Source organism: Geodermatophilus amargosae, assembly GCF_900116515.1.
Taxonomy (GTDB): Bacteria; Actinomycetota; Actinomycetes; order Mycobacteriales; family Geodermatophilaceae; genus Geodermatophilus; species Geodermatophilus amargosae.
Genome location: NZ_FPBA01000004.1, coordinates 74625 through 91778 on the forward strand (window position 1 = coordinate 74625; position 17154 = coordinate 91778).

Sequence of the window (17154 nt, forward strand, 5' to 3'; positions counted from 1 at the left end):
GCGGGACCCGGGAGGGGGCCGCGCGGACCTGCTCGGTCCAGGTCCGCAGGGGTGCGCTCAGGCCTCCTCGGGCAGCGGCACCCGGACGGCGGCGTAACGGCCGGCGGCCGCGGCGGCGAGGAAGTAGGCGCGCTCCTCGGGCCAGCCCCGGCCCATCGTCGACAGGGTGACCGGCGAGAGCTGCAGCGCCTCGTCCAGGCCGTCGACGTCGACCCACACCACCCGGTTGCGCTCGGGCTGCCCGGCGAGGTCCTCCTCGACCTGCTGCCCGAGCTCCGAGCCCAGCCCGCGCGGGGCGACCAGCGTCACCCCGGCCATCGCCACCCGCCCGAACGCGGTGAGCGAGTGGTGGGAGACGCCGCGGTGCCGCGGGCGCGGGTCGGCGTCGGAGATCCGCAGCGCACCGATCGGCTCGCCGCCGAGCACGCTGACGGCGTTGCAGGCCTCCCCGGCGGCCACGCCGGAGAAGCCCCACGGGGTTCCGGTGCCGAGGTTGCCCGGCCCCTGGGTGACCACGGCGACGTCGGCGCCGAGCACGTGCCGCGCGGCCAGCAGACCGGTGTGCAGCGTCACCGCCTCGAGGTCGCCGCCGAAGGCCTGACCGACCGTGACGACGCCGGCCAGCGACGGCGTCAGCGTGTGCAGCGTCCGGGAGAACCCGGCGACGAGCGCGCCGCCGTCGGTCATGACGTAGGCGACCTTCAGGTCGGGGTCGGTGGCGAAGACGCCGATGAGCACGGCCGGCAGCGCGGAGTGCAGGTCGGCGACGACGACCGGCATCCCGCCGAGGTCCTCGGCGGCGGCGATCGTGTCGTGGTGCTCGGTCTCCTGCTCGTCGACGCCCTGCACGCTCACCTGCATCGGCGTGTACCGCGCCTTGACCAGGTGGCCGGGGCCGGTGGGGTCCGGGGGCAGCCGGTCGGGGACGGCGACGACGAGGGCGTAGCCGCCGGTGCCCAGCCGCTGCGCCCACGCGGTGGTGTTGAGCAGCACCTCGTCGCCGATCTCGGGGACGCCCACCAGCGACGGGTGGGCCAGCGAGCGCACCTCGCCGTCGCCGGGCACCTCGACGGTGAGCTCCAGGGCGTCGCGCCAGCTCCTTCCCGTCGCGGTCACCGTCCCGCGTCGCCAGCGGATCCGTTGCACGGTCGTCCGGTTCTCCCCCACACGGCGAGGCTAGCCAGGGACCGATCGGTCCGCGGCCCGGGACGGGGAGGGGGCGCGGCCCGGGACGGGTGCTCCGGGCTCCGTCTGACTAGCCTGGGGCGCGTGTCGGCGAAGCGGGCGGAGCGGCTGGTCAACCTGGTCATCGCCCTGCTCGGCACCCGCCAGTACGTGACGGCCGCCAAGATCCGCGAGACCGTCCCCGGCTACGAGCCCGACGACGGCACCGCGCGCGCCGACGAGGCCTTCAAGCGGATGTTCGAGCGGGACAAGGCCGAGCTGCGCGAGATGGGCGTCCCGCTGGAGACCGGCCGCACCAGCGTCTTCGACACCGAGGACGGCTACCGCATCGCCCGCGCCGACTACGAGCTGCCCGAGATCACGCTGACCGGCGAGGAGGCCGCCGCCGTCGGCCTGGCGCTGCGGCTGTGGGAGTCCGCGCAGCTGGCCGGGGCCGCGCAGAGCGCGCTGGTGAAGCTGCGCGCCGCCGGCGTCGACGTCGACCCGGCCCGGGCGCCGGTCCAGCCGCGGCTGGACTCCGACGAGCCGGCCTTCGAGCCCTGCTACGCCGCTGCGCGCGACCGCCGGGTGCTGCAGTTCGACTACCGCCGTCCCGACGAGGACACCCCGGCCCGCCGTCACGTGCAGCCCTGGGGCGTCGTCGCCTGGCACGGCCGCTGGTACCTCGTCGGCCTGGACCTCGACCGGCAGGCGCCGCGGGTGTTCCGGCTCTCCCGCGTCGTCGGGACACCGAGGGCGAGCGGGCCGGAGAACGCCTTCGAGCCGCCGGCCGACGTCGACCTCGCCGAGCTGGTCGCCGGGGCCTTCGGCGGCAGGGGCGAGGAGCAGCTGGTGGTCGTGCGCGCCCGCCCGGGCGCCGCGGTGGGGCTGCGCCGGTGGGCGACCCCGCTGGGCGCCGGTCCCGACGGTGACGACCGGCTGCAGCTGCGCACCACCGAGCCGTGGCGGCTGGCCGACCAGCTGGCCGCCTACGGACCCGACGTGCTGGTCGAGTCCCCGGCGGCGGTGCGCGCGGCGGTAGTGGAGCGGCTCACCCGGCTCGCGGCGACGGGGGACCGATGACCAGCCCGGCCACGAACGAGCGGATGACGCGGCTGCTGTCCCTCGTCCCGTACCTCACCGCCCGCCCCGAGGGCGTGCCGCTGCCCGAGGTGGCCCGCGACTTCGGCGTCCCCGAGCGGCAGCTGCGCCGCGACCTCGAGCTGCTGTGGATGTGCGGCCTGCCCGGCTACGGGCCCGGTGACCTCATCGACCTGTCCTTCGAGGGCGACCGGGTGCGGGTCACCTTCACCGCCGGGATGGTCCGCCCGCTGCGGCTGACCACCGACGAGGCGGTCGCCCTGGTCGTGGCGCTGCGGACGCTGCTGGACCTGCCGGGCCTGGCCGAGCAGGAGGCGGTCAGCCGCGCGCTGGCCAAGGTGTCGGCCGCCGCCGGGCACGCCGTCGAGGGGGTGACGCCGGTGGCGCTCAGCGTCGACGCCCGCGAGCAGACCCTCGCCGTCGTCCGCCAGGGGCTCGAGCGCGGGCGGGCGCTGCACCTGCACTACTACGTCCCCACCCGCGACGAGCGCACCGAGCGCACCGTCGACCCGATGCGGCTGCACCTGGTCGACGGCCGGTGGTACCTCGAGGCCTGGTCACGCGAGGTGGCCGGCGTGCGGCTGTTCCGCCTCGACCGCATCGACGACGTCGTCGTGCTCGACGAGCCGGCCGCCCCGCCGCCGCAGGCCGCGCCGCGGAACGTGGAGTCCGGCGTCTACCGGCCCGGGCCCGATGCGCCGGTGGTGCGGTTGCGGCTGGCCCGCACCGCCCGCTGGGTGGCCGAGTACTACCCGGTCGAGGAGGTCCGCGAGGTCGACGACCCGCCGGGCGGGCTGGCCGTGGCCCTGCGCACGCACGACCTGGCGTGGGCGCGCCGGCTGGTGGCCTCCCTCGGCGGCGCGGCGGCCGTCGACGAGCCGGCCGGGCTGGCGCAGGCGGTGGCCGCCGACGCGCGCGCGGCCCTCGCCCGCTACGGCGCCTGAGACAGGGCGCCTAGGGTGCTCCCGTGCTGATGCTCGTCGTCTGGATCACCGCCGCCGTCCTGTCGCTGGTCGTGCTCGGCGTGCTCGCCCACGGCCTGCTCGGCGCGTTCCAGCGGCTGGGGCGGGAGCTGGAGGCCGCCGAGCGGGAGGTGCGGCCCTTCCTCGAGCAGGCGCAGGCCACCGCCGCCCGGGCGGCCGCACTGCAGGCGGGCGAACGGCAGGCAGACGGGGGCTGAACGCCGCCCGCACGTCCGCTCGGGGCCCCGGGGACGATCGCTCCCCGGCGTAGCATCAGCCCCGCCCCCCGCGACCTGGAGGACGCATGAACCTCGGCCCGCTCGAGATCGGCCTGATCATCCTTGCCGTCCTGCTGCTGTTCGGCTACAAGAAGCTGCCCGACGCCTCGCGCTCGCTGGGCCGCTCGCTGCGCATCTTCAAGGGCGAGATGAAGGGCATGAGGGACGACGACGCGCGCGCCGTTCCGCCGGCTCCCGCCACACCCGCGGTGCTGCAGGCCGCCGACGCCGACCGCCGCGCGCAGCTCGAGGCCGAGGCGGCCGCCGCCGAGGCGCGCGCGGCCGAGCTGCGGGCCCGCGCCGCGCAGCCCGGCGCCGCCGACGCACGCTGACCTCCCCCGAGGACAGCACCGTGAGCGGTCCGTCGCTGCGGCGCCGCCGACGCCGGCCGCCGCGGGATGCCGAGGCGACGATGAGCCTCATCGCGCACCTCACCGAGCTGCGCAACCGCGTCGCCAAGGCACTCCTCGCGCTGGCACTGGGTACCGTCGCCGGCTTCCTCTGGTACGACCACGGCCTGCTGACCTTCCTCAGCGCGCCCTACTGCTCACTGCCGGCCGACCTGCGCTTCCAGGGTGACGAGGGCTGCTCGCTGGTGGTCCTGGACGTCTTCGGCGGCGTGCTGCTGCGGCTTAAGATCGGCCTGATCGCCGGCGCGGTGCTGTCCTCGCCGTTCTGGCTCTGGCAGCTGTGGGCGTTCATCACCCCGGGCCTCAAGCGCAACGAGAAGCGCCACGCGGTCACCTTCGTCGCCGCCTCCACGACGCTGTTCGCCCTCGGGGCGGTGCTGGCCTACGTCACCCTCTACAAGGGCCTGGAGCTGCTGCTGGAGCTGGCCGGTGACGAGGTGGCCTTCCAGCTCACCGCACCGGACTACCTGGGCTTCGTCATCAGCCTGCTGGTCGCCTTCGGGCTGAGCTTCGAGCTGCCGCTGATCGCGGTGGCGCTCAACCTGGTCGGGGTGCTCAGCCACGCCGCGCTGGCGAAGAGCCGGCGGTGGATCTTCTTCCTCACCATCGTGTTCGCCGCGTTCGTCACGCCCACCCAGGACCCGTTCACGATGCTCGCCATGGCGCTGCCGATGGTGCTGCTGTTCGAGATGGCCATCCAGGTCGCGCGGGTCGTGGACAAGCGGCGGGCCCGGCGTGAGGCCACCGAGCACTTCCACGACGTCCCCGACGGCGAGGCGTCCCCGCTCGACGCACGGCCCTCGACGCTGGACGCGGCACCCACCCGTCCCGAGGACCTCGTGCCCGGCTCGCCGGCGGAGCGCTCGCGGCGCTGAGACCGGCCGGCCACCCGGCGGCCGGCTACCCGGCGGCCCACGCCTCGGCGCGCGCCGCAGGTCGGAGGCCCGTCCGCCGATCGTCGCCGAGCCGTAGCGTGGGCCGGCCGCAGGGACGCAGGGGAGGGAGTCAGGTGGGGCTCGACGTCGCCGTCCTCGTCAGCGCCGCCGCCGGCCGCGGCCGCGCGCGCGCCGCGTCGGCGATGGTCCTCGAGGCGCTCCGCCGCGGCGGACTCGCCCCCACGGTGCTGACGGCCACCACCCGCGCCGAGGCCGAGCGCGCGGCGGCCGGGGCCGTCGCGGCCGGTAGCGGGGCGGTGGTCGCCGTCGGTGGGGACGGGGCCGTGCACGCCGCGCTGCAGGCGGTCGCCGGCACCGGCACGCCGCTGGCCGTCGTCCCGGCCGGCACCGGCAACGACCTGGCGCTGGCCCTCGGCGTGCCGCCCGAGCCGGTGGCCGCCGCGGCGGCGGCCGCCGCCGACCTGCGCGAGGGCGCCGTCCGCACCCTCGACGCCGGCCGCACCGGCGCCCGCTGGTGGGCCACCGTGCTCTGCTGCGGCTTCGACTCGGCGGTCACCGACCGGGCCGACCGGCTGCGCTGGCCGCGCGGGCCGCGCCGCTACGACGTCGCCATCCTCGCCGAGCTGGCCCGGCTGCGGCCCCGCGAGGTCACGCTCACCCTCGACGGCGAGCCGCGGACGCTGCCGGTGACGCTGGTCGCCGTCGGCAACACCGCCTGGTACGGCGGCGGCATGCGGGTCTGCCCGGACGCCGACCCCGCCGACGGCCTCCTCGACGTCACCGTGGTCGGGCCGATCACCCGCCGCGAGCTGGTGCGCACCCGGCCGCGGCTGACGGCGGGCACCCACGTCGAGCACCCCGCGGTCTCCGTGCACCGCGCCGCACGGGTGGAGCTGGCCGGGGCGGGGCTGACCACCTACGCCGACGGCGAGCCGGTGGCCGCCCTGCCGGTGCTCGCCGAGGCGGTGCCCGGCGTGCTGCGGGTGGTGGGCTCGGCGCGCACCTGACGCACGACCAGGCCCGATCGTGGTGCGTCCTGGCTCGGTGCCGACGGGGAGCCAGGACGCACCACGGGGAGCCAGGACGACGGGACGACGCCCGTGAGTGTCCCGTTATCCCCAACTCACCTGCGGCTGACGACGGACACGCGACGAGGCGACGACCGGGCGAGCGGCCCCCGCGGCCGGGGACGTACGGCTCGCGGTGAGGACATCGGGACGAGCGCCTAACGTGGGGAGCATGTCCAGCCCCGCCGAGCGGTACGCGGCTGCCCGGCGGCGCAGCGCGCACCCGACCCTGGCCGACTTCACGTCCGAGCTCGGCTTCTCCCTCGACCCGTTCCAGGTCGAGGCCTGCGAGGCGCTCGACGAGGGTGCCGGGGTGCTGGTGTGCGCGCCCACCGGGGCCGGCAAGACCGTCGTCGGCGAGTTCGCGGTGCACAAGGCGCTGGCCGAGGGGCGCAAGGCCTTCTACACGACGCCGATCAAGGCGCTGTCCAACCAGAAGTACAACGACCTGGTCGACCGCTACGGCGCCGACCGGGTCGGCCTGCTGACCGGCGACAACGCCGTCAACGGCGACGCCCCGGTGGTGGTGATGACCACCGAGGTGCTGCGCAACATGCTCTACGCGGACTCGCCGGCCATCGACGGCCTCGGCTACGTGGTCATGGACGAGGTGCACTACCTCGCCGACCGCTTCCGCGGCGCCGTGTGGGAGGAGGTGATCATCCACCTGCCGGCGTCGGTGACCCTGGTGTCGCTGTCGGCCACGGTGAGCAACGCCGAGGAGTTCGCCGACTGGCTGGTCACCGTCCGCGGGCACACCCGGGTCGTCGTCAGCGAGGTCCGGCCGATCCCGCTGTGGCAGCACATGCTCGTCGGCAACCGGGTGTTCGACCTGTTCAGCCTGCGCCCCGCGGCCCATGCCGCCGAGTCGGGCGAGACCCCGCGCACCCTGTCCACCCGCGACCGCGGCGCCAGCGTCGTCGACCCCGAGCTCGTGCGGTTCGTGCGCGAGTACGAGCGGCGGTTGGACACGTGGGGCGGCGGCGGCAACGGCGGCTCGCGGCGGGACCGCGACTGGCACAAGCCCCGCTACCGGCCGCCGGCGCGCTCGGAGGTGGTCGAGCGCCTCGACCGCGCCGGGCTGCTGCCGGCGATCACCTTCATCTTCAGCCGCAACGGCTGCGACGCCGCCGTCGCGCAGTGCCTGCAGTCGGGGCTGCGGCTGACCGACGAGTCAGAGCGGGCCGAGATCGCCCGGATCGTCGACGAGCGCACCGGCAGCCTGCCCGACGAGGACCTGCACGTCCTCGGCTTCTGGGAGTGGCGCGAGGGGCTGCTCGCCGGGCTGGCGGCCCACCACGCCGGCCTGGTGCCGGCGTTCAAGGAGACCGTCGAGGAGTGCTTCGTCCGCGGCCTGGTCAAGGCCGTGTTCGCCACCGAGACCCTCGCGCTGGGCATCAACATGCCGGCCCGCACCGTGGTGCTCGAGCGGCTGGTCAAGTGGAACGGCGAGGGGCACGTCGACGTCACGCCGGGGGAGTACACCCAGCTCACCGGGCGGGCCGGACGGCGCGGCATCGACGTGGAGGGGCACGCCGTCGTCGTGTGGGCGCCGGGGATGGACCCCTCCGTCGTCGCCGGGCTGGCCAGCACGCGCACCTATCCGCTGCGCTCGTCGTTCCGGCCCAGCTACAACATGGCGGTCAACCTGGTCGGCTCCTCCGGCCGGGCCCGCGCCCGCGAGCTGCTGGCCTCCTCCTTCGCCCAGTTCCAGGCCGACCGCTCGGTGGTGGGCCTGGCCCGGCAGGCGGCCCGCTCCGAGCGCGACGCGGAGAAGTGCGCCGCCGAGATGGCCAGTGAGGGCGGCGACGTCCTGGCCTACGCCCGGCTGCGGCGGGAGATCGCCGACCGCGAGAGGGAGCTCTCCCGCGACTCGCAGGCCAAGCGCCGCATCGAGGCCGCCGACGCGCTGGCGGCGCTGCGCCCCGGCGACGTCATCCGGGTGCCCTCGGGCCGCCGCCAGGGCCTGGCCGTCGTCCTCGATCCCGGCATCACCGACCTCACCGACCCGCGGCCGCTGGTGCTCACCGAGGACAAGTGGGCCGGGCGGCTGGGCAGCGTGGACTTCCCGACGCCGGTCACCGCGCTGGCCCGGGTCCGGGTGCCGAAGAACTTCAACCACCGAAGCCCGCACGCCCGCCGCGACCTCGCCTCGACGCTGCGCTCGGCCCGGCTGGAGAACGACCTCGGCGCGCGGCGGGTCAAGAACCGCTCCGCGGCCGCCGACGACCCCGTGCTGCACGACCTGCGCCGCGCGGTGCGCAACCACCCGGTGCACGCGCTGACTGGCCGGGAGGAGCGGGTCCGCTCCGCCGAGCGGTACCTGCGCGCGGTCGCCGACGCCGAGGCCACGCACCGCAAGATGGCCGAACGGACCGGCTCGCTGACACGGCTGTTCGACCGCACCTGCGACGTCCTCGAGGAGCTCGGCTACCTGGTGCCCGAGGTGGTGCCGCTGGTGCCGGCCGACACCGAGGAGCCCACCCCCGTCGACGACGTCCCCCGGGTCACCGAGGAGGGACGGCGGCTGGCGCGGATCTGGTCGGAGGCCGACCTCCTGGTCGCCGAGTGCCTGCGCGCCGGCGTGTGGCGCGGGCTGGGCCCGGCCGAGCTCGCCGCGGTGGTGTCGACGCTGGTCTTCGAGGCGCGGCGGGAGACGCCCGGCCAGCCCGCGGTCCCGGCCGGCAAGGTGGGCGGCGCGATCGCCGAGATGCGCGGCATCCGCGCCCGCCTGCAGGACGTGGAGCTCGACCGCGGCCTGCCCGCCAGCCGCGACCTCGACCTCGGCTTCGCCTGGGCCGCCTACCGCTGGGCCGACGGGCAGAGCCTCGACCGGGTGCTCGCCGGCGCCGAGCAGGCCGGCACCGAGTTGTCCGGCGGCGACTTCGTCCGTTGGGCGCGCCAGCTCGTCGACCTGCTCGACCAGCTGGCCAAGGTGGCCGACGAGACGGTGGCCGGCGTGGCCCGCGCCGCGGTGGGCCGGGTCCGGCGCGGCGTGGTCGCGGTGGCCGTCAGCGGCTGACCCCGCGGGTGCCTGCCGGCGGCGCTCCCGCCCCCCGACCCGGGTGGGCGACCACGGCGCGCGGGGGCTGCCGGAGGGCTCCCGTGGTGCACAATCCCCCCGCTCCCGTGACGCAGTGTCATGGGAGGACCCGTCCGGGTCGACGGAACGAGCAGGAGCGACGATGACCAACCCCCCGCAGGGTGGCCAGCCGGGGCAGTACGGGCAGCCGGGGCAGTACGGCCAGCCGGGCCAGTACGGGCAGCCCGGGCAGTACGGCCAGCCGGGTGGTGGGCAGTACGGGCAGCCCGGGCAGTACGGCCAGCCCGGCGGCTACGGCCAGCCGGGGCAGCAGCCGGGCCAGTACGGCCAGCAGCCCGGTCAGTACGGGCAGCAGCCGGGGCAGTACGCCCAGCCGGGTCAGTACGGCCAGCAGCCCGGGCAGTACGGCCAGCAGCCCGGCCAGTACGGGCAGCCGGGGCAGTACGGCCGGCCCTACGGTCAGCAGCCGCAGAAGAAGTCGCGGACCGGGCTGATCATCGGCCTGGTCGCGCTCGCCGTCGTCGTCATCGCCGCGGCGATCATCCTGCCGATCGTGCTCGGCCAGGACGTGCTCGACCGGTCCCGGGCCGAGGAGGACATCGCCACGCAGTTCGAGGAGACCTACGGCACGCCCGTCGACGTCACCTGCGACGACGAGATGGTCGTGGAGAACGGCGCCACCTACGAGTGCACCGGCCGGACCGACGACGGCGAGGACGTGACGCTGCAGGTCGCGATCACCGACGCGGACTCGGCGGCCTACACGTGGGAGGTCGCCTCCTAGCGGCGCGCCCCCTGACGAGGTGGCCGGCCGCCGCTCACTCCAACGCGTCGGCCGGCCACCCCAGGGCCGCACCCAGCCGGCCCAGCGACGACCGCAGCCCGTGTGCGTCGGCCAGCGCGGCCAGCGCCCCGGGGTCCGCCGGGCGGCGGGGCAGCGCCCCCTCCACCGCCGGCATGTCGATGTCGCGCGCCACGGCCACCACCACCGGCGCCGCGTCGAGGTAGTCCCCGCCCGCGTGCAGCCGCTTCAGCACCGCCGCGGTGAGCGGCGCCCTGGGCACCACGGTCCGCGCCGCGGCCGCCCGGATGCCCGCCAGGTCGCCGAACTCGGTGATCAGCGCCGCCGCGGTCTTCGCCCCGACGCCCGCCACCCCCGGCAGGCCGTCGCTGGGGTCCCCGCGCAGCACCGCGAAGTCGGCGTAGGAGCGCCCCGGGATCCCGTACTTCGCCGCCACCGCCGCCTCGTCGACCACCTCGATGTCGGCGATGCCCCGGGCGGTGTAGAGCACCCGGACGCCGCGGGCGTCGTCGACGAGCTGGAAGAGGTCCCGGTCCCCGGTGACGACGTCGACCGGCCCCCGCGCGCGGGTGGCCAGCGTGCCGATGACGTCGTCGGCCTCGTAGCCCGGCGCCCCGACCCGGGTGATGCCGGCCGCGGCGAGCACGTCGACCAGCACCGGCACCTGCGGCCCCAGCTCGTCGGGCGTCTCCTCACCGCCGTCGGAGGAGAGCCGGTGCGCCTTGTAGGACGGCAGCGCCTCGACGCGGAACGCCGGGCGCCAGTCGTCGTCCCAGCAGGCGACCAGCCGGTCGGGGGAGTGGGCGGTGAGCAGCCGGGCGGTCATGTCCAGGAAGCCGCGGACGGCGTTGACCGGGCGGCCGTCGGGCGAGGTCACGCTGGTCGGGACGCCGTAGAAGGCCCGGAAGTAGAGGCTCGCGGCGTCGAGCAGCATCGTCGTCACGGGCGGGGACGGTAACGGTCCGGGAAACCCCGGCGGGAGCGGCCGGTGCCCGGGGTTAGTGTCCCGGCGTGGCAAGCAGCGCGGGGGCCCTCGTCAGCATCGACCGCGTGTACGCCGCGCGCAGCGTCGCCGCCGAGCTCGGCGTCGACGTCCTGGTCCTCACACCGGGCTCGGACCTGCGTTACCTGTGCGGCTACGACGCCCACGCCATGGAGCGGCTGACCGCCCTGGTCGTCCCCCGCTCCGGGGAGCCGCTGCTCGTCGTCCCCCGGCTCGAGGCGCCGATGGTCGACGCCAGCCCGGCCGGCGCGCTCGACCTGGAGGTGCGCGCCTGGGACGAGACCGACGACGCCTTCGCCGTCCTCGCGCGGGAGGTGACCGCCCGGCTGGGCGCCGCCCCCGCGCGGGTGGCGGTGGGGGCGCGGACCTGGGCCGAGCACGCGCTCGGCGTGCACCGGGCGATCCCCGGCTCGGCGCTGGAGCTGGCCACGCCGGTGCTCGACCGGCTGCGGATGGTCAAGACGCCGGCCGAGGTGGAGGAGCTCGCCCTCGCCGGAGCCGCCATCGACCGGGTGCACGCGCGGATGGGGGAGTGGCTGCGCGTGGGCCGCAGCGAGGCCGACGTGGGCGCGGACATCGCCGCGGCCATCCTCGCCGAGGGGCACGTGGGCGTGGACTTCACGATCGTCGGGTCCGGCCCGAACGGCGCCAGCCCGCACCACGAGCTCTCCGACCGGGTCGTGGCGGCCGGCGACCTCGTCGTCGTCGACATCGGCGGGGAGACCGCCACGGGCTACCGCTCCGACTGCACCCGCACCTACGTCGTCGGCGGGCAGCCCGACGCCGAGGTGTCCGAGTGGTACGCGGTCCTGCAGGAGGCGCAGGAGGCCGCCGTCGCCGCCGTGCGGCCCGGCGTGACCGCCGAGGAGGTCGACGCCGTCGCCCGCGACCGGATCGCCGCCGCCGGGTGGGGCGGGCACTTCATCCACCGCACCGGCCACGGCATCGGCCTGGACACCCACGAGGCGCCCTACATCGTCGCGGGCAACGACCTGCCGCTGGAGTCGGGCATGGCCTTCTCCGTCGAGCCGGGCATCTACCTCGCCGGGCGCTGCGGCGCGCGCATCGAGGACATCGTGGTCTGCACCGACGACGGCGTCCGCACGCTGAACGAGGGTCCCCGTGAGCTCGTCGTCCTCCCCGGCTGAGCACACCGCCGACGTCGACCGGGCGCTGCTGGCCGCCCTGGTGCGCGACGGGCGGGCCAGCTACACCGAGCTCGCCGAGCGGGTGGGGCTGTCGGTGTCGGCGGTGCACCAGCGGGTGCGCCGGCTCGAGCAGCGCGGCCTGATCACCGGCTACCGGGCCACGGTCGACGCGCGGCAGGTGGGCGCGGGGCTCACCGCGTTCGTCTCGATCACGCCGTTGGACCAGGCGCAGGCCGACGACGCCCCGGCCAAGCTCATGCACCTCGACGCCATCGAGGCCTGCTACTCGGTGGCGGGGGTGGAGAGCTACCTGCTCAAGGTGCGCGTGGCCTCCCCGGAGGCGCTGGAGGCGCTGCTGCGCGACATCCGCACCACCGCCAACGTGGCCACCCGCACGACCGTCGTCCTCTCGACCTTCTACGAGGACCGTCCTCCCGTCTGAGCCCTCCCCGGCCGCGTGACCCGGCAGGGTGGCCCGGTGACCGTCTGGGCTGCCGCAGCGCAGGAGCCCGGCCTGCAGCTGGCCCGCGGGGTGGGCGACCACCTGCCCGGCACCGTGCTGGCCCTGACCGCGGCGCTGCTGTTCGGGCTGGGCTCGGTGCTCCAGCACGAGGCCGCGGCGCGGGTCGCGGTCGACGGGCGGCTGCCGGTGCGGGCGATGCTCCGCCGGCGCACCTGGCTGCTGGGCCAGGCGGCGACGACGGCCGGGACGGGGGCACAGGTGGCGGCGCTCGCCCTGGCGCCGGTCTCGCTGGTGCAACCGCTGCTGGCCGCGGCGCTGGTGGCCGCCCTCGCCGTCCGCACCGTGCGCACGAGGATCCCGCCGACCCGGGTGGAGGTGATCGGGGCGGGGCTGACCGTCGCGGGGATCGCGGTCTTCGTGGCAGCGGCCCGCCCCGGCCCCGCGGCCCTCGACAGGTCACCGCCCGGGTGGGCGGTCGTGGCCGCCGTCGTGGCGGTCACGCTGGCCGTCGCGCTCACCGCCCGGCTCGGTGCCGGCCGGGGCGCCGCCCTCACCTGCGGCGTCACCGGAGGCCTGGCCGCCGGGGTGGCGGCGGTCCTGGTCGCCGCAGGGCTCACCGTGGTGTCGGCCGCCGGGGTGGCCGCCGCGCTCGGCCGGCCCGAGGTGTGGGGCGCCGTCGTGGCCGGGGTGGTCTCCCAGGTGGGCGCCCAGCAGGCCTACGGGCGCGGATCGCTGAGCGCGTCCCTGCCGGCGCTCGCGGTCCTGGACCCGCTGGCCGCGGTGCCGGCGGCCAGGCTGCTGCTGGGGGAGCACCTCGAGCCCGGGCACGCCGTGGTGTGGGGGCCGGCGGGGCTGGTCGCCGTCCTCGGGATCGTCCTGCTCACCCGCAGCAGCGGGCCGTCTCAGCGGCCGGGAGCGGCGGTCCGTCGCTGACCGGACGATCCCGTCCTCCGACACCTCACTCGACATGTGCCGTTATCCCTAACGGCAACGCGCGAAAACCGGTGGGCGCGTCGAGGACGGGGAGAACGCAACGACAGCGGTACCACTGGACAGCGCGTCGAACACGTGTTCGCATCGAGGGCATGAGGTGGGACGCCCGACGGCTCGACGCCGACGACGAGTCGCTGCTGCCGGGCATGCCGAGCCTGCGCGGACTGCTGCGGAGCGTGGAGGTGCCCGAGTTCCCCGGTGTGACGATGCACGAGGTGCTCTGCCGGTCGGCGCTCAACCCCGTGCCCGAGGGCTCACGGATGCCGTTCTCGCACACGATCAACCCGTACAGGGGCTGCCTCCATCAGTGCGTGTACTGCCTCGCTGGGGACACGCGCATCCTCATGGCAGACGGCAGCCAGCGGCCGATCTCGGAGCTGCGGGTGGGGGACCGCATCATCGGTACCGAGCGTCGTGGCACCTACCGGCACTACGTGGAGACCGAGGTGCTCGCCCACTGGGGCACCGTCAAGCCGGCGCACCGGGTGACCCTGGCTGACGGGACCGAGCTCACGGCGAGCGGGGACCACCGGTTCCTCACCCGCCGTGGCTGGAAGTACGTCACCGGCACGACGTCCGGCCGGGAGCGGCGACCGCACCTGACCACCAACGACGAGCTCATGGGCTTCGGGCGGACAGGGGTGTCCCTCGTCGTCTGTGCGGAGTACCGGCGGGGCTACCTGGCCGGGATGATCCGCGGGGACGGACACCTCGGCGTCGATCACCACGAGCGACCCGGGCGTACCCACGACGATCACCACCGGTTCCGCCTGGCGCTGGTCGACGAGGAGGGTCTCGACCGCACCCAGGCGTTCCTCGCCGAGGAGGGCATCCGCACGGACCGCTTCGACTTCGCGGGGGCTGTCGGGGCGAGACGGGCGATACGGGCCATCCGGGCGTCCTCGTCGGCCGCCGTCGGCCGCATCGCCGACCTCGTCGCATGGCCTGGTCAGCCGACCGCGGCGTGGCAGCGGGGCTTCCTCGCGGGGATCTTCGACGCCGAGGGCAGTCGCAGTGGGGGAGCGCTGAGGGTCAGCAACACCGATCCGGAGATCCTCGAGCGCACCCGGAACGCGCTGTCCGGCCTGGACTTCGACGCCGTCGTCGAGGACCGGCGGCGCGACGACGGTCTCGCCACCGTCCGTGTCCGGGGTGGCCTGCGCGAACACATGCGCTTCGTCCACCTGGTCGACCCCGCGATCCGCCGGAGGTGCGGTGTCGAGGGCATCGCGGTCGAGAGCGATGCCGCGCTCCAGGTGGTCGACCTGCAGGCGCTGGGCCTGGAGATGCCCATGTTCGACATCACGACCGGGACCGGCGACTTCGTCGCCGACGGGGTGATCAGCCACAACTGCTTCGCCCGTTCGACGCACGAGTGGCTGGACCTGGACGCCGGCCGGGACTTCGACACGCAGATCGTCGTCAAGACCAACCTCGTCGAGGTCCTGCGCAGGGAGCTGGCGAAGCCGTCGTGGAAGCGCCGGCACGTCGCGCTCGGCACCAACACCGACCCCTACCAGCGCGCCGAGGGCCGCTACCGGCTGATGCCCGGCGTCATCCGGGCGCTGGCCGACTCCGGGACGCCGCTCTCCATCCTCACCAAGGGCACGCTGGCCCGCCGCGACCTGCCGTTGCTGGCCGGCGCCGCGAAGGACGTCCCGGTCGGCTTCGGTGTCTCCCTGGCCGTCTGGGACGACGACCTGCACGCGAGCCTCGAGCCGGGCGTGCCGTCGCCGCGCGCCCGACTGGACCTGGTGCGGGCGGTCACCGACGCCGGCCTGCCCTGCGGCGTCTTCCTCGCCCCGGTGCTGCCCGGCCTCACCGACCGGCAGTCCGACCTCGACACGGCCCTCGGCGCGATCGCCGAGGCCGGCGCCACCGGCGTCACCGTGGTCCCGCTGCACCTGCGCCCGGGCGCGCGCGAGTGGTTCTCCGCCTGGCTGACCCGCGAGCACCCGTCCCTGGTCGGGCGCTACCGGCAGCTCTACCGCGGCGGCGCCTACGTGCCGGCCGAGTACCGGGCGTGGCTCGCCGAGCGCGTGACGCCGCTGCTGCGCCGGCACGGGCTCGACGGCCGGCCCGGGGGAGCGGCCCGGGGCGCCGAGGCCTCCTCCGGCGTCCCCGGCGACGACGAGGCGGCCTTCCCGGCCGGGAGCCTGCCGCCGGCCCGCGACGCCACCGAGCGCCCGCGCGGAGCCCGGGCGAGGAAGGCCCGCGCCGGCGACGTCCCCGGTCAGCTCGCGCTCATCTGAGGCGTGGAAATGGTCAGGGAAGGCTGCCCTCACAAGGAGGGATCGCAACCGGAATGGCGTGTGAGGAAGGATAGCCTCGCCTGGTCCGGGAGCTGTTCGGCCCGCTGAACTGCCCGTATGCAGGTGAGGCTAGCCTCAAAAATGGCGCCGTGCGACACGCGGAATGGTCGCTCGACTCGATTGTTTAGCCATTCGGGGGGACACTCGGGTCGAGTGATCCATCCGACTCCGGAGGACCAGAGATGACCACCGTCATGCCCCCCGTCAGCGAGTGCACCGTCGACGGCTGCTCCTATAACGACCACGGCTGTCACGCCTTCGCGATCACCGTGAGCGGCACCGACGGCCACGCCGACTGCGGCACGTTCGTCCCGCTCACCATCAGGGGCGGCCTGCCGCGCGCCGAGGCCCAGGTGGGCGCGTGCTCCCGCACCGACTGCGTGCACAACGACGCCCTCGAGTGCCGCGCGTCCGACATCCGCGTCGGCTTCGACCACGACACCGCCAGCTGCCTGACCTACTCCGCGACCTGACGGCGCACCTCGCGCTCCTCGCGCTCCGCATCGACGGCCCGGGCACCCGCCCGGGCCGTCGTGCTGTCCGGGGGAGGGGAGGGGCTCAGGCCGGCGGAGCGGCCGCGGCCTTGTTGGCCCGCGTCGCCCGCTCGGCCCGGACCGCACCGCGGGCGGCCACCGGCTCCGCGCCGGCGGCCAGGGCCAGCCGACGGTAGGAGTCGTAGGACAGCGTCTCGTAGACGGCAGCGAGCGCCTCGGCCCGCGTCCGCCGTCCGCCGGTCGTCGTCGCCCGCAGGTACAGCGCGGTTCGCACCGCGTGCTTGGTGAACGTCACCTGCAGCGCCTGGCTCGACAGCCGGCCGCCCACCTGCGAGGTGTAGCCCGGGCCGCGACGCAGTGCCGGCAGCACCCACGGGCTGCCGGCCAGGGCGGGGAAGCGGTTGCGCACCGCCTCCCAGGCGTGCCAGGCGGTGAGCGCCCCGGGCACCGACCACTCGCCGTCGTCGGTGGTGACGACGAGGCGGCGGGCGGTGGCGTGCACCTGCTCGCGCCGCAGGTCCCGGAAGCCGCCCACCGGCGCCGGCCAGCGCAGTGCGATCGCGCACCAGACCACCGTGCGCAGGTGCTCGGGGTCCTCACTGCGGACCTCGGTGAGCGGCCGCAGGTCCAGCGTCCGCGGGTCCGGCTCCGGCGTCGGTGGCGTCGGCAGGGGGACCCCGCCGTAGCGGGCGACCTTGCTGTACAGGGTGACGGTGGCCGGCTTCCAGTCCCGGGCCGCGGCGACGTCGTCCATCCCGCCCTCGGCGAGCTCCTCCGGCCCGAGGCCGAGCTCCAGCGCGGCGTCGATCAATCGGCGCCACTGGACGGCGTAGCCCTCGGGCGGCGCCAGTCGGGCCCAGGCGCGCGCCGCGGGGAGTGACGGCATCTCCGGCAGCGGTCCCTGCCAGCCCTTGGTCATGCGCTCATCTTACCCGTTATCCCCAACTTAGCTTCACACCATGAGAACCCCGAAAACAGCAAGTTACGCCAACGCGAGGACGATCCGCAGGCGACGGCG

At 75.6% G+C, this 17154-nt stretch carries 16 protein-coding genes; 13 read left to right on the plus strand and 3 right to left on the minus strand.

Features of this window, described 5'->3' with window-relative positions; translation table 11 throughout:
• Nucleotides 1-57: 57 nt before the first annotated feature.
• A complete protein-coding gene (locus tag BM414_RS07535) occupies nt 58-1167 on the minus strand; it encodes a DUF3866 family protein (RefSeq protein WP_245784556.1) in 1110 nt (369 codons plus the stop codon).
• 102 nt (nt 1168-1269) lie between these two features.
• On the opposite strand from BM414_RS07535, the gene BM414_RS07540 reads away from it, so the two are divergent.
• The 8 genes from BM414_RS07540 to BM414_RS07575 all read left to right on the plus strand — a co-directional run bounded on the left by BM414_RS07540 (nt 1270) and on the right by BM414_RS07575 (nt 9705).
• Nucleotides 1270-2247, plus strand: coding sequence for a helix-turn-helix transcriptional regulator (locus BM414_RS07540; protein WP_093578840.1), 978 nt, complete (start codon nt 1270-1272; stop codon nt 2245-2247).
• Entirely contained in the window at nt 2244-3209 is a 966-nt protein-coding gene (locus BM414_RS07545; protein WP_093578841.1) for a helix-turn-helix transcriptional regulator, read from the plus strand. The genes BM414_RS07540 and BM414_RS07545 overlap by 4 nt, the downstream gene beginning before the upstream one ends.
• Before the next feature lie 29 nt (nt 3210-3238).
• Nucleotides 3239-3445 (plus strand): hypothetical protein, encoded by a 207-nt coding sequence (locus BM414_RS07550; protein WP_093579039.1) that lies wholly within the window; start codon nt 3239-3241, stop codon nt 3443-3445.
• Between the two features lie 86 nt (nt 3446-3531).
• Nucleotides 3532-3837 carry a Sec-independent protein translocase subunit TatA gene (gene tatA / locus BM414_RS07555; RefSeq protein WP_093578842.1) on the plus strand — a complete coding sequence of 102 codons (306 nt, stop codon included), beginning with the start codon at nt 3532-3534 and terminating at the stop codon, nt 3835-3837.
• 20 nt (nt 3838-3857) lie between these two features.
• Entirely contained in the window at nt 3858-4790 is a 933-nt protein-coding gene (tatC, locus tag BM414_RS07560) for a twin-arginine translocase subunit TatC (protein WP_245784557.1), read from the plus strand.
• A 134-nt stretch (nt 4791-4924) separates the two neighbouring features.
• Nucleotides 4925-5818 (plus strand): diacylglycerol kinase family protein, encoded by an 894-nt coding sequence (locus BM414_RS07565; protein WP_093578843.1) that lies wholly within the window; start codon nt 4925-4927, stop codon nt 5816-5818.
• Between the two features lie 232 nt (nt 5819-6050).
• On the plus strand, nt 6051-8900 hold the full coding sequence (locus BM414_RS07570; RefSeq protein WP_093578844.1) for a DEAD/DEAH box helicase: 2850 nt from the start codon (nt 6051-6053) through the stop codon (nt 8898-8900).
• A 163-nt stretch (nt 8901-9063) separates the two neighbouring features.
• Nucleotides 9064-9705, plus strand: a complete 642-nt coding sequence (locus tag BM414_RS07575) for a DUF4333 domain-containing protein (protein WP_093578845.1) — start codon at nt 9064-9066, stop codon at nt 9703-9705.
• Between the two features lie 34 nt (nt 9706-9739).
• On the opposite strand, the gene BM414_RS07580 is transcribed toward BM414_RS07575, so the two are convergent.
• Complete coding sequence (locus BM414_RS07580; RefSeq protein WP_093578846.1) at nt 9740-10657, minus strand: 5'-3' exonuclease; 918 nt, start codon at nt 10655-10657, stop codon at nt 9740-9742.
• A 77-nt stretch (nt 10658-10734) separates the two neighbouring features.
• Here BM414_RS07580 and BM414_RS07585 point away from each other — a divergent pair, with 77 nt between their 5' ends.
• From BM414_RS07585 to BM414_RS07605, 5 genes are all read left to right on the plus strand, one after another.
• A complete protein-coding gene (locus BM414_RS07585; protein ID WP_093578847.1) occupies nt 10735-11874 on the plus strand; it encodes a M24 family metallopeptidase in 1140 nt (379 codons plus the stop codon).
• A complete protein-coding gene (locus tag BM414_RS07590; protein WP_093578848.1) occupies nt 11849-12316 on the plus strand; it encodes an Lrp/AsnC family transcriptional regulator in 468 nt (155 codons plus the stop codon). The genes BM414_RS07585 and BM414_RS07590 overlap by 26 nt, the downstream gene beginning before the upstream one ends.
• A gap of 36 nt (nt 12317-12352) precedes the next feature.
• Nucleotides 12353-13270 carry a DMT family transporter gene (locus tag BM414_RS07595; RefSeq protein ID WP_175551481.1) on the plus strand — a complete coding sequence of 306 codons (918 nt, stop codon included), beginning with the start codon at nt 12353-12355 and terminating at the stop codon, nt 13268-13270.
• A 152-nt stretch (nt 13271-13422) separates the two neighbouring features.
• Entirely contained in the window at nt 13423-15582 is a 2160-nt protein-coding gene (locus BM414_RS07600) for an intein-containing Rv2578c family radical SAM protein (RefSeq protein WP_139245738.1), read from the plus strand.
• A 242-nt stretch (nt 15583-15824) separates the two neighbouring features.
• Nucleotides 15825-16115, plus strand: coding sequence for a DUF1540 domain-containing protein (locus tag BM414_RS07605; RefSeq protein WP_093578850.1), 291 nt, complete (start codon nt 15825-15827; stop codon nt 16113-16115).
• 85 nt (nt 16116-16200) lie between these two features.
• Here the strand turns inward: BM414_RS07605 and BM414_RS07610 are convergent, their stop codons facing one another.
• Entirely contained in the window at nt 16201-17055 is an 855-nt protein-coding gene (locus BM414_RS07610) for a hypothetical protein (protein ID WP_093578851.1), read from the minus strand.
• Nucleotides 17056-17154: the final 99 nt, after the last annotated feature.

Bases quoted from the DNA above. Each gene is read 5' to 3' on its own strand.
- BM414_RS07545 (WP_093578841.1), top strand. From the start codon at position 2,244: ATGACCAGCCCGGCCACGAACGAGCGGATGACGCGGCTGCTGTCCCTC.
- BM414_RS07550 (WP_093579039.1), top strand. From the start codon at position 3,239: ATGCTCGTCGTCTGGATCACCGCCGCCGTCCTGTCGCTGGTCGTGCTC.
- tatA (WP_093578842.1), top strand. From the start codon at position 3,532: ATGAACCTCGGCCCGCTCGAGATCGGCCTGATCATCCTTGCCGTCCTG.
- BM414_RS07570 (WP_093578844.1), top strand. From the start codon at position 6,051: ATGTCCAGCCCCGCCGAGCGGTACGCGGCTGCCCGGCGGCGCAGCGCG.
- BM414_RS07575 (WP_093578845.1), top strand. From the start codon at position 9,064: ATGACCAACCCCCCGCAGGGTGGCCAGCCGGGGCAGTACGGGCAGCCG.
- BM414_RS07580 (WP_093578846.1), bottom strand. From the start codon at position 10,657: ATGCTGCTCGACGCCGCGAGCCTCTACTTCCGGGCCTTCTACGGCGTC.
- BM414_RS07600 (WP_139245738.1), top strand. From the start codon at position 13,423: ATGAGGTGGGACGCCCGACGGCTCGACGCCGACGACGAGTCGCTGCTG.
- BM414_RS07605 (WP_093578850.1), top strand. From the start codon at position 15,825: ATGACCACCGTCATGCCCCCCGTCAGCGAGTGCACCGTCGACGGCTGC.
- BM414_RS07610 (WP_093578851.1), bottom strand. From the start codon at position 17,055: ATGACCAAGGGCTGGCAGGGACCGCTGCCGGAGATGCCGTCACTCCCC.